Here is a 14,365-nt window from a genome sequence, read left to right on the forward strand (position 1 = left end):
TCAATACCTTGGCGGTGCGGCAACGGTGCATGCATCCAGGCTGGCCTTGGCAGTGGCCAGCGCATCGCCATCGGCGCCGCGCGCCTGGAGGACCTGGACCACGGTTTCCCAGTGGCGCCGGCAATGCGGGCCTGCCTGGGCGCCTGCGGCGGCGGCGCGACGTGCCATTCGCTCCGCGGTGGCCAGGTCACGCTGCAGGATCGCGTTCTCGGCACGGGACTGCAGCAGTTCGGCGTCGTCGGGGTGGGATTCCAGCGCGCGGTCCAGCTGCTGACCCGTTTCCAGCAAGCGTTCCGGCGCGCGCACGTCACCGAGATCCTCCTTGACGCCGGCGATCCGGCCGTCCGTGAGTGGACGCACCACCAGTTCACGGCTGTCGGCAACGCCGGCCTGGTCGATGGCAGCCATCATCGCCGCCGGATCGAAGGCTGCGGCGACCGGAAGCGGGTCGGGCGGCGCCGAAGCGCACGCGGACAGCATCAACACGAGCGCCATCGCGGCGGCTGATCCAGAACGGGTCATGGGGATTCCTGTGGCTGCGCACTGGTGTTTTGCGAGTCGTTGCGTCGGTCACGACCGAAGCCGAACCACTCCCGCCATCCACCGCGGTTACCCGATTCGTCATCGGGAGCTGGCGCTCCAACCGGGAGTTCCGGTTCTGGCGGCCGGCAGGGCATGTACGCGGGCGCGTAACCATCTGCGAAGGCGAAGCGGGTGGCGCCGGGGCAACTGGCATCGCTCACATTGCTGCCGCTGACCCACTGCCAGTCGATGCCTTCATCGCCCACTTTGAGCGGCGCACTGGGCAGGAGCTTGAACAAGTTGGACCACACCCGCATGCCGCCGGTGGCACCAAACAAGCCTGTGGCCTCGTTCTGGTCGTTGCCGACCCAGACCACTGCGAGGTGATCGCCGGTGTAGCCGGCGAACCAGCTGTCGCGGCCGTCGTTGCTGGTGCCCGTCTTGCCCGCGGCATTGAGGTGGCCCAGGCCGTCCGCCACCAGTTGCCGACCGGTGCCAGCGGTGATCGCCTTCTGCAATGCGATGGTGACCAGCCGGGCGAAGACCATGTCCCCTTCCTGGGCGGCGTCGGGACGATCGTCATAGCGGTTGAGCGCCTTCCCTTCGGTGTCCAGTACGCCGCGTACCGAGTGCAAGGGCTGGATCTCGCCGCCCGACGCCAGGAACTGGTAGAGCTGGGCCATCGCGTAAGGGCTCTGGTCAAGGGAGCCAAGGATCAATGCCGGATTCGGCTCGGCGGTAATGCCGGCAAGCGTGTGCACCAGTTCGGCGATGCGTGCCGGAGCGACCTGCATGCCGACGCGGACGGTCGCCTGGTTGTAGGAACGCGCAAGCGCATCGATCAGGCGCACGGTGCCGTGGCTGCGGCCATCCGAGTTGCCCGGAGTCCAACGCTTCCCGTTGCCCAGGGTCACGGTGACCGGTGAGTCGTCGACCCAGCTGGCCAGCGACCATTGCTGCGGACTGGCCAGGGCCAGCAGATAGACAAACGGCTTGATCAACGAACCGACCGGACGCTGGGCTTCGATCGCCCGGTTGAAGCCGGGCTGTGCGGGGGTACCGCTGCCAACCACCGCAATCACGTCGCCGTGCTCGACATCCGTCACTACCACGCCGGCCTGCAACGCCGGTCGATTCTTCGCCTCCAGGCCTTTCAGGGTCTTGATCACCGCACCTTCGGCGTACGCCTGCGCGGACGGCGCCATCGCGGTCATCACGCTCAGGCCTGCGCCGGCAAGCGACTCGGAGGAATAGTCACGGGCGAGCTGGCGCCTGACCAGATCGACGTAGGCGGGGAACCGGTTGGCCGAGGTGCGGCCTGGATCGGTGCTGATCCCCAGCGGCGCCTCGCGGGCGCGCTCGTGTTCGGCGGCATCGATCAGGGTTGATTCCAGCATCTTGTCGAGGACGAAATTGCGCCGCTCGGTCGCCCGCTCCGGGTTGCGCCGCGGGTCGTAGTACGACGGTCCGCGCACGATCCCGATCAGCAGCGCGATCTGCTCGGTATTGAGGTCGGCCAGGTCGCGGCCAAACCAGAACTCCGACGCGGCTGCCATGCCGTGGATGGCCTGGGCGCCGCGCTGCCCCATGTAGACCTGGTTGAAGTAGGCCTCCAGGATCAACCGCTTGTCGTAGCGCGCCTCCATCAGCAGCGCGTAGATGATCTCGTTGAACTTGCGGGCATAGGTCTGTTCGCGGCCGATGCCGAGCAGGCCGCTCCGGGCCAACTGCTGGGTGAGCGTGCTCGCGCCCTGGCGCGCTTCACCCGAGCGCATGTTGATCCACGCGGCGCGAATGATGCCTGACAGGTCGATGCCGTGGTGGCTGGCGAAGTCGCGATCCTCCACCGCCTGCAGGCCGGTGACCAGCAACTCGGGCACCTCGTCCAACTGCACCAGCCGGCGCTCTTCCTGCTTCTGCCCGTACAGCGTGGCAATGCGGGCGGGATCCAGACGCAGCCGGGGCGGCGCGTCCTTGCCGCCGGTGGCCTCCAGCTTCGCCACCCGTCCGCGGCCCAGGGTGAGCTGGGCCATCCGCGGGGCGACCGGCCCGTCGACGTCGTTGAAGCCGCGACTGGAAATTTTCCACTCCGCGTCATCCCGCAAGTAGGTGCCCGGGCGCACGCCATCGCCGGCGTGATAGCCCGAGGCGCGGAGTTCGACTTCCAGCGTGTCGGCATCCATCGCCACGCCCGGGGCCAGTTCCAGCGGGCGGCCATACACGCGGGTCGGCAATTGCCAGCGCAACTGGTCAAAGCGCTGCCCGACCTCGTGATTGAGGTAGAGCGAATAGGGAATCAGGAAGCCCAGGCCAAGGCCAATGGTGGCCAGGACCGCCGTCGACAGCAGGCGCGGCCAGCGCGGCCCGGGCAAATCACCCTGTTCAACATCGTCTTCGTCGTAATCGATTCGGGCCACGGCATGGGACAATGACAGGGCTGCGCCCTCACAAACCCGAGTCTAACGCAGCCGCAGCAGGCGACCCTGCGGGTCGGCATTGGCCGATTTGATGCAGGTTCAGCGCCCAGCCGGACGATGGGTGCCGGGTGGATCCTCACAAACGGAGTTGCAAGATGCCGATATCGCGGGCCGAACTGCGGTTCCTGTTCGACCGTGCCAGCGGCCTGCTCCAGCGCGGCCTGACGAGCCTGCGCACGCGGGGCGTGCGGGCATCCGTCCGCCGGGCGATCACGCAGCTAAAACCCGTAGCGCAGGCGCAAATGGCTTCCTTGTACCTGCCCGAAGCGTCCGGCGCGGCACCCACGCGTGTCCCGTCGAGCGCCGACCCTCGCGCGAGCATCATCATCCCGGTCTTCAACCAGCTCGAGCACACCCTGGGATGCCTGCGCGCGTTGGCGGCCCATCCGCCGCGCGCGGCGATAGAGATCATCGTTGTCGACGACGGCAGCAGCGACGGCAGCGGGACTGTTTTGCCGGCGATCGAGGGACTGCGCTACCACAGGCGCGCGGACAACCAAGGCTTCATCGCTGCCTGCAATGACGGCGCGTCGCTTGCCAGGGGCGAGTTCGTCGTATTTCTCAACAACGACACCATTCCGCAGCCCGGGTGGCTCGACCGGCTGCTGGATACCTTCGGTCGATTTCCCGACACCGGCCTGGCCGGCGCTCAGCTCGTCTATCCCGATGGCCGCCTGCAGGAAGCCGGAGGCATCGTGTTCGCCGATGGCAGTGGCTGGAACTACGGACGCTTTGAGGCCCCGGATGCGCCCCGGCACGCCTTTGTGCGCGAAGCGGACTATTGCTCCGGCGCTGCGATCGCCATCCGTCGTTCACTGTTCGCAGAACTGGGCGGTTTCGACTCACGCTACTCGCCGGCCTACTTCGAAGACACGGACCTGGCATTTGCAGTGCGCGCTGCTGGCCTGAAAGTCCGCTACCAGCCGGCAGCGCGAGTCGTCCACCTGGAGGGCGCCACCGCGGGGACTGATGTGCGCCACGGCCCGAAGGCGTACCAGATACGCAACCAGGAGACGTTTGCGGACAAGTGGCAGGCGGCACTGACGGCGCAGCCCGCGCCCGGCACCGATGCCGATCGCGCGGCGCTCTACCGCGGCAAGCAGAATGTTCTGGTCATCGATGCCTTCAGCCCGCGTCCGGACCGCGACTCGGCGTCGCTGCGGCTGCTCAACCTGATGCTGATGCTGCGCGAAGAAGGGGCGCATGTCGTATTCCTCCCCGCCGACCGCGGCCACGCCGGCGACTACACCCGCGAGATGCAGCAGCTGGGAATCGAAGTCTGGTACGCCCCGTTCGCGCAGCCGCTGCCCACATGGCTGCGCAAGCACGGGCCGCGCTTTGACAGCGTGCTGGTATGCCGCCATTACGTGATGCGCGAGGTGCTGCCCCTGCTGCGCCGGCATGCACCGCAGGCGCGGGTGATCCTGGACACGGTCGATCTGCACTACCTGCGCGAGCAGCGCGGTGCGGAACTGGCCAAGGACCCGGCACGGGCCCGTGCGGCGTTGCGCACCCGGCGCAGCGAGCTGGACGTAATCGCCCGCAGCGATGCCACCTTCGTGGTCAGCGAGGTCGAGCGTGACCTGTTGGCCCGGGAGTTGCCCGACAGCCGCGTCGAGGTGCTGTCCAACCTGCACCGGATGGGCGGCGAAGGCTTGCCGTATGAGCAGCGCCGCGACGTGATGTTTGTCGGTGGTTTCCGCCACCCGCCCAACGTCGATGCGGCTTGCTGGTTCGTCGAGAAAGTGTGGCCGTTGCTGCGCGCGCAGGAGCCGGCGCTGCAATTCCATTGCATCGGCGGCGATGTACCGCCCGAGGTCCAGGCGTTGTCAGCGCAGCCGGGGGTGATCGTGCACGGCCATGTGCCGGACCTGACACCGTTGCTGGCGGGGGTGCGCTTGACGGTTGCCCCCCTGCGCTACGGCGCCGGAGTCAAGGGCAAGGTGAACCAGCCCATGGCCCATGGCCAGCCGGTGGTCGCGACCGCCTGCGCGATCGAGGGGATGCACCTGCGACACGGCGAGGACGTGCTGGTGGCCGACGATGCCGCGGGGTTCGCCGCCGCGGTACTTCGTGTCTACCGCGAGCCGGACCTGTGGCATCAGCTGGCCCGCAACGGGCGGGAGAATATCCAGCGCCATTTCTCGCTGGATGCCGGACGCGCGGTGGTCCGGCGGGTACTGCTCGGGCGCGGATGAGCCGTTTCAGTCCTCGCGCGGCGGCAACGAGGCACGTTCCAGACGGCGGGAAAATGCCTCGAGTCCGTCGGCGGACGGGTCGAGCGAGCGCGCCATGGCCAACGCGCGCCGCGCCAACTGCACGTCACCGGCGCCGAGGCGCTCGTCGCCCACCGCTATCCAGCGCAGCGCCAGCTGACGACGCGAGGCCCGCACGCTGTGCTCCTCGCCCTCCAGCAACGCATAGGCATCCAGGCATCCGCCCGCGGTGGCCAACTGGTTGCGCCGCAGGGCCGTCACGAAGCACTCGTGAGCGGCGGGACGCAAGCGCCGCGTCATCGCTATGACGCCCGGGTCATCGCCGGCAATCGCGCGGGCGATGCGCAGCTTGTCGTAGGCGCTGTCACCGGGTGGCGACAGCAGGTCGCCGCGCGCCTCGGCGGTCGCAGCGGCGTCGAGCAACTCGCTTACCCGTTTCCGTCGTTGCGCCGGAGGCAGGTCACTTTGCAGCCCAGCCTGCAGCAAGCGGGTTTGCGCGAGGTGCTCGTTGGCCTCGATCACCGCGGGTGCATCCGGCGCGATGGCGGCGGCCGCGCCCAGCTCCTGTTGCGCCTCGCGGATCCGGAAATCCGCGGCGTGGCGTCGGCTCAGCGCTGCGTGGGCAGTGGCGACCCGCAGTCGGCCGCGCGCGGCGGCCTCATTGCCGGGCTGGACGGCGGCAACCATGTCGTAGCCTTCCTGAGCGCGCTCCAGGCGTCCCCGGGCGAGGTCCGCGTCGGCTTCCTGCAGGCGCTGGTCGGTCCGGCTGGCGAGCAGCGAGACCACCCGCGGCAGGTCGATGTGGCCCGGATCGACCTCGCGTGCGCGCTCCACCAGGGTCGCCGCGGCAGGCAGGTCGCCGGTGTCACTGACTCGGGTGGCTTTCTGCAGAAGGTCCGACAGCGCGTCCTCGCGCCCTTCCAGGGCACCAACGTGGTTGGGCTGCAGGGCGAGCGCCTGCTGGTACAGCGGCAGTGCCGCGTCGCCGTCGCCATCGAGGCGGCCCGCGGCGCGCGCGGCGTCGGCACGGCGAATGAGTCGCTCGACATTGCCCGTGCTGTCGCGGGTGCGCTCAAGCCGGGCGGCGACTTCTTCGGTCGCGGCTCGCGGCATGGCCAGTTCGCGTGCCAGCTGGAGTGACAAGCGCGCCTCGTCCAGTCGGCCGCCGTCGATCTGTGCGTTGGCACGCGCCAACGCCGCCTCGCCCACCTGCATCAATCCGTCGCGGGTGTCGCCACGATCGGGGTCCAGGGCCAACGCGGCTTCGTAGAGCTCGCGTGCGCCGCGGCCGTCCGGCCGGCTCAGCTCGCCGGCCTGGAGCGCACGGGCGGCGTCGGATTGCATTTGCTGGACACGGGTATCGGGCCAGATCGCCTCGGAGATCGGCCGGTGCCACCACAGCAGCGCCGCGGCGAGAAGAACGCCGAGGGCCAAGCTGCCCCAGCGTCGTGTGCCACTTACGCGCGGGTCAGCAGCGGCGCGCATGCTCCACTCCCGGCACGGCACCCAGCTTCCCCAGCAACTGTGACAGTTGATCGAAATCCTCGACCTTGACGCGCATCCGGATGCGCATCCGGTGGTGTTGCGAATCGCTGCGAATGCCGCCCATGTTGACGTTGGCCTGGGCGATGACGTTGGTCACCTCCTTCAACAGCCACTTGCGGTCCACCGCCAGCACTTCGATGTCGACCTCGTAGCCGCTGCTTGCGCCCCACTCCACCGTGAGCATGCGGTCGGGGTCCTTGTCCGCCAGACGCTGCAGCGTGGCGCATCCATGCCGATGCACGGTCACCCCGCGCCCGCGGGTGAGGTAACCGGCAATCGGCTCGCCAGGCAGGGGCTGGCAGCAGCGCGCCGGCTGCACCAGCAGGTTGCCCAAGCCCTGCACCGTGAAGTCGCGGGCCTTGCTCGCCGAACGCCGCCGCGTGCGCACCGGCGCAGGCGCAGGTTCAGCCGCCGCCGGCGCACTCTGGGCCCGCTGATGGTCCTGCAGCAAACGTCCCACCTGATGCGGCCCGATGTCGCCCAGCGCCACCAGCACATACAGCTCGCCGTCGCTGGCCAGGCTGAAACGCTCGCGCGCAGGCGCCAGGTCCGCCCCCAGCAGGCCCATTCGGCGCAGCTCCTTCTCCAGCAGCTCCTTGCCGGCCGTTTCATTGCGTTCGCGGTCGAGGCGATGGAACCAGTTGCGGACCTTCTCCCGCGAGCGGCTGCTGGCGAGAAAGCCGTTGGATTCAATCAGCCAGTCGCGCCTCGGCTCACCCGTCTTGGCGGTCATGATCTCGACCCGGTCGCCGCTGTGCAGGCGATGGTCGAGCGGCACGATCCGCCCATCCACCTTGGCGCCACGGCAACGGTGGCCGACCTCGGTGTGCACCCGGTAGGCGAAATCCAGCGGCGTGGAGCCGGCGGGAAGATCGATCACCTCGCCCTTGGGCGTCAGCACGTAGACCCGGTCCTCAACCAGCTCGGTATCCAGCTCGCGCGCCAGGGCCGCATCGTCGGCGCCGCCCTCATCGGCCTGCTCCAGCAGCTTGCGCATCCACGCGATCTTGCGGTCAAACGCCGCGTCGCCGCCGGAACCCTCCTTGTAGCGCCAATGGGCGGCCACACCAAGTTCGGCCTGGCGGTGCATTTCCACGGTGCGGATTTGCACTTCCAGGGTCTTGCCTTCCGGCCCGATCACCGCCGTATGCAGGGAGCGGTAATCGTTGCGCTTGGGGCGGGCGATGTAGTCGTCGAACTCGCTGGGGATCGGGGTCCAAGTGGCGTGGACGACGCCCAGGGCGGCGTAGCAGGCGGCCACGTCGTCCACCAGGATGCGTACCGCGCGCAGGTCGTAGAGCTCGCTGATCGGTGCCTGCTTGCGCTGCATCTTCTTCCAGATGCTGTAGATGTGCTTGGGCCGGCCGGCAATGTCGGCCTCGAGTCCCTGCGCGTCCAGTGCCTCGCGCAGGGTCTGCTGGACTTCCTCGATGTAGCGTTCGCGGTCGCCGCGCTTCTCGTCCAGCAGCCGGGCGATCTGACGGTAGGTGTCGGGATGCAGATAGCGGAAGGCGAGGTCTTCCAGCTCCCACTTCAGTTGCCAGATCCCGAGCCGGTTGGCCAGCGGTGCGTGGATGTCGCGGGCCAGGGTCGCCAGCGCAAGGCGGCGATCCTCGGGCAGGCTGGCGGCCTGCTGCATGCGCGCCAGCTGGCGTGCCAGCAGGATCGGCACCACCCGCATGTCACGGACTATGGCCAGCAACAGCCGGCGCAAGCCCTCGCTGCCACTCCGGCCCTGCTGCTCGGCGTGCAATACCCATACCTGGGCGGAGGCGCGCTGGCCGTCCAACAAGGTCGCGATGGACGGATTTTCTGCCTCGAACTTCGGTCCCAGCGCCGCCAGCAGCCGCGGGTAGGTGTGCAGGATTGCGGCAGCCAGGCTATCGCTGTCGGCGTCCAGTCGCTGCAACGCGCGCAGCATCCCGCGTACGACATCCGCCGGGTCGCGCGGGTCATCGGCGGCGGTGGGCGTAGTGGCTGCACCGTCCCGCAAGCGCGCCAGCAGCGGGGCTGAGATGGCATCGGCCGGTGGCTGTTCCAGCAGCGCGCGCAACGCATCGACCGGGCCGGCATGCGGCCCGATAGCTGCCGTCGGACCGGCGATGGCCGGGGAAGGGCGCGCGGGCGGCTTCATCGCAGTGTTTCATATCGACCTGGAGGACTGACTACACTAGCGACCAACCGTCTGCAGGAACAGCCCATGTACGCCATCCCTCGCGCTCCACGCCGCCTTGTTCCCCTGGTTTTTGCCACTGCGATGCTCATGGCCGCCGCCGGCATGGCGCAGGAGCCGACACGTATCGAACAGCAGATGACACCCGAGCAGTTCCGCGCGGCGGGCCTGGACCGGCTGGACGCCGCGCAGCTGGCCAACCTCAACGACTGGCTGAACCGCACCATGGACATCGAGGTGACCAAGGCCGCCAAAGCCGCAGAGGAGAAGGTCAACCGCTGGAACCTCGGATTTGGCGGCAGCGCCGCGCGTGAGCCGGTGGAGGCCCGGTTGCAGGGCGCGTTCAACGGATTCGGTAAAGGGCGCAGCTTCACCCTCGACAACGGCCAGGTCTGGCGCCAGACCGACGACTCGACGCTGTACGGGGTAAAGCTCGACAACCCGCAGATCCGGATCACCCCGAGTCTGATCGGCACCGCCTGGTATCTGCAGGTGGAGGGCTACGGCAGCCGGGCCAAGGTCGAGCGCACCAAGTAAGCCTCAGCTGCGCAGCCGGGCCAGCTGCGCGGCCAGTTTCTTGGCCGATACCCCACGCGTGCCCAGCTCCTGGGCGAACAGCGACACGCGCAACTCCTCGAGTTGCCAGCGCAGCTCCTGCCAGCCCGGTTGCTGGAGTTCTCCGCGCGTGGCGGCCTCCGCCAGCGCATCACTGAACGGCGTCAGCTCCAGCATCCGCGCCTGGTCGCGGGTGGGATCGCGCAACGCACGCTCGCCGCGCAAAGCCAGAGCCTTAAGATAGCGCGGGTATTCCTTCAGCACATCGGCAGGAACGTCGCGCAGGAAGCCCGCTGGCGTCAACGCGGCCAGTTGCGCGCGCATATCGTCCAGATTGCCGCTGGCCCAGCCTATCAGCGGCGATTCCAGGCTGGCACGGGCGTGCGACACCGCGGTCAGGATCTCCTCGGCCTGCTGCAGGCGCTGCATGGACTGGCCGAACAATGCCTTGGCCACCTCGGCCCGCCGCGCCTCGAATGCACCCGGATCGCGGATGTCGGCAACGTCATTGGCCACCAGAGAGGCGAAGGCGCCATCGACGAGATCGGCTCGCAGTCGGTCGCCTTCCGGCGGCGCTTGCGTGCGTGGTGCGGCCGCCTCGATCGCGGCGTATAGCAGGCCGAGCTTTGCCGACACGGGCAGTTGCTTGCGCGCCTGTTTGCGCGCGTCCGCCAGTGCCAGCCACAAGAGCCTGCGCACCCCGCCGGGATGCGCGCGCTCAGCCTTGGCGCGGTCGGCGTGCACCCGCAGTGAGGCGCTGTCGCCGTCATCGTGCAAGGCCGGGAACGCCGGCATCCCTGCCACCCCGGGAACACTGGCGGGGATCGCTTCATCGGGAAAGCGCACCAGACCGCGCTGGCCCATGCCCTTGGCTGCACGGGCCGCAAATGCCTTGGCCGCGCGCTCGCCGAAGCGCGTACGGAGCTCTTGCAGGTCGCGCGACTCGGCCAGCACGATGTCGGCACTCCGTTGGCGCTCGTCCGCCGCCCCCAGCAGGCGCAGGTTGACCCGGAGATGAGGCTCCAGGACCGACTCGTCGAATTCTCCCGCGTCCAATGCACTGCCGGTCACCTTGCCCAGAAAGCGCGCAAGCACCTCCGTCAGCGGCGCATCCTGTGGCTCCGGAAAAGCTTCGTGGAAAGCGCGGGCAAAGTCCGGAGCCGGCACGTAGTTGCGCCGCTGCGCCTTGGGTAGGCCGCGGATCAGCGCGGTGGCCTTGTCTTCCACCAGCCCCGGGACCAGCCATCCCAGCCGCACAGTATCCAGCGCATTGAGCAGGTGCAGCGGTACGGAGACGGTCATGCCGTCGTCGACTGCGCCGGGTTCGAAGCGGTAGCTGACCGGCAGCTGCACGTTACCCAGCGCGATCGATGACGGGAAGCGTTGGCCGTCGGTGCTGTCCCCCACCATCAGCTCATCCAGTGACCACTCCAGCGCGGCCTTCTGCGGGGCCGGCAGTCGGGCATACCAGGCATCCAGCGCCTGCGTGTTGTGGACGTCGGCCGGCAGGCGCTGCAGATACCACTCGACCATCCACTCCTCATCCACCACCAGGCCGGCGCGACGCTGCTTGGCTTCCTCCTCCAGCGCCTTCTCCAGGGTCGCCAGGTTGCGCTTCAAGAACACGCTGCGGGTGTTGATCTCGCCGGTGACCAGGGCGTCACGGGCGAAGATCACCCTGCTTTCCTCCGGGTAGAGCGCTCCGTAGTGGACGGGGCGTTTGGGTGCCAGCACCAGCCCGAACAGGCTGATCTGCTCGCTGCCGACCACCTTGCCTTGCGAGCGCGCCCAACGCGGATCGTGATGGCGGCGGGCGAGCAGGTGCGGCAACTCGTCAATGACCCAGTCCGGCTCGATCGCGGCGTTGGTCATCGCCCACAATTGGGCGGTATCCAGCAGCGTCGCCGACAACACCCACGGCGGCGGTCGCCGTGCCAGCGCGGATCCGGGAAACAGCTGGAAGCGGCGACCGCGCGGGCCTTCGTACCCACCCGCCTTGCGATCCATGACCTTGCGCTCGGCGGGCTTGATCGCCGCCGGGGGCTGGGGCGCGTCGGCCGGTTTGATGCGGTGGCCAATCTGGGTCGGCAGCCCCGCGATCAGGGCGCGATGCAGGAGAGCATAGGCGCCGCGGCCAAGGCGCTCGGTCTCACTCTCACCTGCCACCGCTGCGGCACGGTTGCCGGCTGGCGCGGACTGGTCGTTCTTCGTTCGACCACCACGCCGACGGCGTCGCGCGGGCGGCGCGGATGTGGGCGATGGCGTTGGCGCAGCGGCGGCCTTTTCCTTCGCTGCGGGACCGCTCACGGCGACGGCTGAAGCTCCCGGATCCCAGCCCAGCTCGACCGCCATCAGCTTCAGCTGGCGGTGCAGTTCGCGCCACTCGCGCATGCGCAAAAATCCGAGGAAGTGCTTCTCGCACCAGCGTCGAAGCTGCGACTGGGTGAACTCCTCATGCGCGTCCTGGTAGGCGTCCCAGAGCTTGAGGATGCCGGCGAACTCCGATGCCGGATCGGCGAAAAGTGCATGCGCGTTGTCCGCCGCCGCACGCTGGTCAGCCGGGCGCTCGCGCGGGTCCTGGATGCCCAGGAACGAAGCGATCGCGAGCATCTCGCGCACGCAGCGGTGCGCATTGGCGGCCACCAGCATCCGCGCCAGCTTCACATCCACCGGCATGCGCGCCATCAGCCGGCCGACCGCGGTCAGCTTGCGGCTGTCATCGACCGCGCCCAGTTCCGCCAGTTGCTGCCAGCCGTCGGCAATGGCCCGGCTGTCGGGCGGCTCAAGAAACGGGAACTGCTCGATGTCGCCCAGACCCAGCGACAGCATGCGCAGGATCACCCCGGCGAGCGCGGCGCGGTGGATCTCCGGATCGGTGTACTCCGGGCGCGACTCGAAATCCGCCTCGCTGTACAGGCGGTAACAGGTGCCATCGGACACCCGCCCGCAGCGCCCCTTGCGCTGGTTGGCGCTGGCCTGGCTGATCGGCTCGATGTGGAGACGGTCCAGCTTGCTACGCGGGCTGTAACGCTTGACCCGGGCCAGGCCCGGATCCACCACGTAGCCAATCCGGGGCACGGTCAGCGAGGTCTCGGCGACGTTGGTCGCCAGTACGATGCGGCGCTGGGTCCCGGGCTTGAACACCCGGTCCTGGTCGCGCACCGACAGGCGTGCGTACAGCGGCAACACCTCGGTGTGGCGGTATTTGCGTGCCTCCAGTGCACGATGGGCGTCGCGGATCTCGCGCTCGCCGGGCAGGAACACCAGCACATCACCGCGCGGATCCTCGCGGCTGATCTCATCGCAGGCGGCGACGATACCGTCGTTGATCGTGCGCTCGCCCTCACGCGCTGCCGTGCCATCCGTACCCTCGGCGTCTCCTTCCAGCGGGCGGTAGCGCACCGACACCGGATAGCCGCGGCCTTCCACATCGACCACCGGCGCGTTGTCGAAATGCGCCGAGAACCGCGCGGTATCGATTGTTGCCGAGGTCACGATGACCTTCAGGTCGGGCCGCTTGCGCAGCAGCTGCTTCAGATAACCCAGCAGGAAGTCGATGTTGAGGCTGCGCTCGTGTGCCTCGTCGACCAGGATGGTGTCGTAGCGCGACAGCCAGCGATCCGACTGGATCTCCGCCAGCAGGATGCCGTCGGTCATGAACTTGATCGCCGTATCCTCGCCGACGTTCTCGCTGAAGCGGACCTGGAAGCCGACCGTGGTTCCCAGCGGCGTATTGAGCTCTTCGGCGACGCGCTTCGCCACTGCGCGCGCGGCAATCCGACGCGGCTGGGTGCAGCCGATCATGCCCGCCGCACCGCGGCCGGCTGCCAGGCACAGCTTGGGCAGCTGGGTGGTCTTGCCCGAGCCCGTCTCGCCGGCGACCACGATCACCTGATGCTTGCCGATCAACTCGACAATGCGGTCGGCTTGGCTGGCGATCGGCAGGGACGGATCGACCGGCGCCGGCGGCAGCGCTGCGGCCCGCACCTCACGGCGGGCGATCGACTGCTTCAGCGCATCCTCGAAAAGCGCCTGCAGCGTTGCATCGGCCGGTGCATTTCGCCAGCGCGACCACAGACCGTGCAGCCGCCCGCGATCACGGCTCAGCGCGGCGTCGATGCTTCGTCGCCCGACCTCCAGCCCGGCGACGGCCGTGCTGCGGGGTCGTGACGCGGCGTTGTCATGGGAGTTGCTACGGTTCATCAGGTTGATTCAACGAAACAGCGCAATGGTGGGTCACGCGACGAACCATTGTCATCGCACTTGTCGATCAAAGGAGAACCTCAATGGCTAAGCCAGCACCGGCCGCAACGAAAAAGACCACCGATTCCAGCGCCAAGACGAAGGGCAGCGGCACGCGCCCCAGCCCGGTCGCATCGCCGGCCAAGGGTTCCGGGGCCCCGCCAGTGGATATCGGGATGAGCAGCACCGATCGCAAGAACGTCGCCGACGGCCTGTCCCACTTCCTCGCCGACGCCTACACGCTGTACCTGAAGACGCACAACTTCCACTGGAACGTCACCGGCCCGATGTTCAATACGCTGCACGTGATGTTCGAGACCCAGTACGCCGAGCAGTGGGTCGCCCTGGACGAGATCGCAGAGCGCATTCGCGCACTTGGTTTCAATGCGCCGGGTTCCTACAGCGAGTTCATGAAGCTCTCTTCCATCCGCGAAGAGCCCGGCCTGGCCGATACCGCCGACTGGCGGGAGATGGTGCGCCAGCTCACGGTCGGCAACGAGGCGGTCTGCCGCACTGCCCGCTCGGTGCTCACCACCGCCGATGACGCCAGCGACGACCCCACCGTGGACCTGCTGACCCAGCGCCTGCACACCCACGAGAAGTACGCCTGGATGCTGCGCTCGCTGCTGCAGTAA

Annotated in this window: 7 protein-coding genes and 1 pseudogene; 3 read left to right on the forward strand and 5 right to left on the reverse strand. The window is 68.3% G+C overall.

The annotated features are described in order from the left end of the window. Both KZ491_RS07335 and mrcB read right to left on the reverse strand, forming a co-directional pair. A complete protein-coding gene (locus KZ491_RS07335) occupies nt 1-522 on the reverse strand; it encodes a hypothetical protein (RefSeq protein WP_222565173.1) in 522 nt (173 codons plus the stop codon). Beyond that, complete coding sequence (gene mrcB, locus KZ491_RS07340) at nt 519-2,951, reverse strand: penicillin-binding protein 1B (protein WP_425493104.1); 2,433 nt, start codon at nt 2,949-2,951, stop codon at nt 519-521. The genes KZ491_RS07335 and mrcB overlap by 4 nt, the downstream gene beginning before the upstream one ends. 143 nt (nt 2,952-3,094) lie before the next feature. Between mrcB and KZ491_RS07345 the strand changes: the two genes are divergently transcribed. Beyond that, on the forward strand, nt 3,095-5,197 hold the full coding sequence (locus KZ491_RS07345; protein WP_222565174.1) for a glycosyltransferase: 2,103 nt from the start codon (nt 3,095-3,097) through the stop codon (nt 5,195-5,197). Between the two features lie 6 nt (nt 5,198-5,203). Here the strand turns inward: KZ491_RS07345 and KZ491_RS07350 are convergent, their stop codons facing one another. Both KZ491_RS07350 and KZ491_RS07355 read right to left on the reverse strand, forming a co-directional pair. Beyond that, nucleotides 5,204-6,700, reverse strand: a complete 1,497-nt coding sequence (locus KZ491_RS07350; RefSeq protein WP_222565175.1) for a tetratricopeptide repeat protein — start codon at nt 6,698-6,700, stop codon at nt 5,204-5,206. Continuing rightward, nucleotides 6,684-8,894, reverse strand: coding sequence for a RelA/SpoT family protein (locus KZ491_RS07355; protein ID WP_222565176.1), 2,211 nt, complete (start codon nt 8,892-8,894; stop codon nt 6,684-6,686). The genes KZ491_RS07350 and KZ491_RS07355 overlap by 17 nt, the downstream gene beginning before the upstream one ends. 66 nt (nt 8,895-8,960) lie before the next feature. On the opposite strand from KZ491_RS07355, the gene KZ491_RS07360 reads away from it, so the two are divergent. Continuing rightward, a complete protein-coding gene (locus KZ491_RS07360) occupies nt 8,961-9,470 on the forward strand; it encodes a hypothetical protein (RefSeq protein WP_246606613.1) in 510 nt (169 codons plus the stop codon). A gap of 3 nt (nt 9,471-9,473) precedes the next feature. Here KZ491_RS07360 and hrpA read toward each other — a convergent pair whose 3' ends face one another. Next, entirely contained in the window at nt 9,474-13,691 is a 4,218-nt protein-coding gene (gene hrpA / locus KZ491_RS07365) for an ATP-dependent RNA helicase HrpA (RefSeq protein WP_222565177.1), read from the reverse strand. 194 nt (nt 13,692-13,885) lie between these two features. Here hrpA and KZ491_RS07370 point away from each other — a divergent pair. After that, a pseudogene (locus tag KZ491_RS07370) lies at nt 13,886-14,365 on the forward strand (Dps family protein); the annotation flags it as partial.

The organism is Novilysobacter antarcticus (genome assembly GCF_019802285.1).
GTDB lineage: Bacteria > Pseudomonadota > Gammaproteobacteria > Xanthomonadales > Xanthomonadaceae > Novilysobacter > Novilysobacter antarcticus.

Bases quoted from the DNA above. Each gene is read 5' to 3' on its own strand.
- KZ491_RS07355 (WP_222565176.1), bottom strand. From the start codon at position 8,894: ATGAAGCCGCCCGCGCGCCCTTCCCCGGCCATCGCCGGTCCGACGGCA.
- KZ491_RS07345 (WP_222565174.1), top strand. From the start codon at position 3,095: ATGCCGATATCGCGGGCCGAACTGCGGTTCCTGTTCGACCGTGCCAGC.
- KZ491_RS07350 (WP_222565175.1), bottom strand. From the start codon at position 6,700: ATGCGCGCCGCTGCTGACCCGCGCGTAAGTGGCACACGACGCTGGGGC.
- hrpA (WP_222565177.1), bottom strand. From the start codon at position 13,691: ATGAACCGTAGCAACTCCCATGACAACGCCGCGTCACGACCCCGCAGC.
- KZ491_RS07360 (WP_246606613.1), top strand. From the start codon at position 8,961: ATGTACGCCATCCCTCGCGCTCCACGCCGCCTTGTTCCCCTGGTTTTT.
- KZ491_RS07335 (WP_222565173.1), bottom strand. From the start codon at position 522: ATGACCCGTTCTGGATCAGCCGCCGCGATGGCGCTCGTGTTGATGCTG.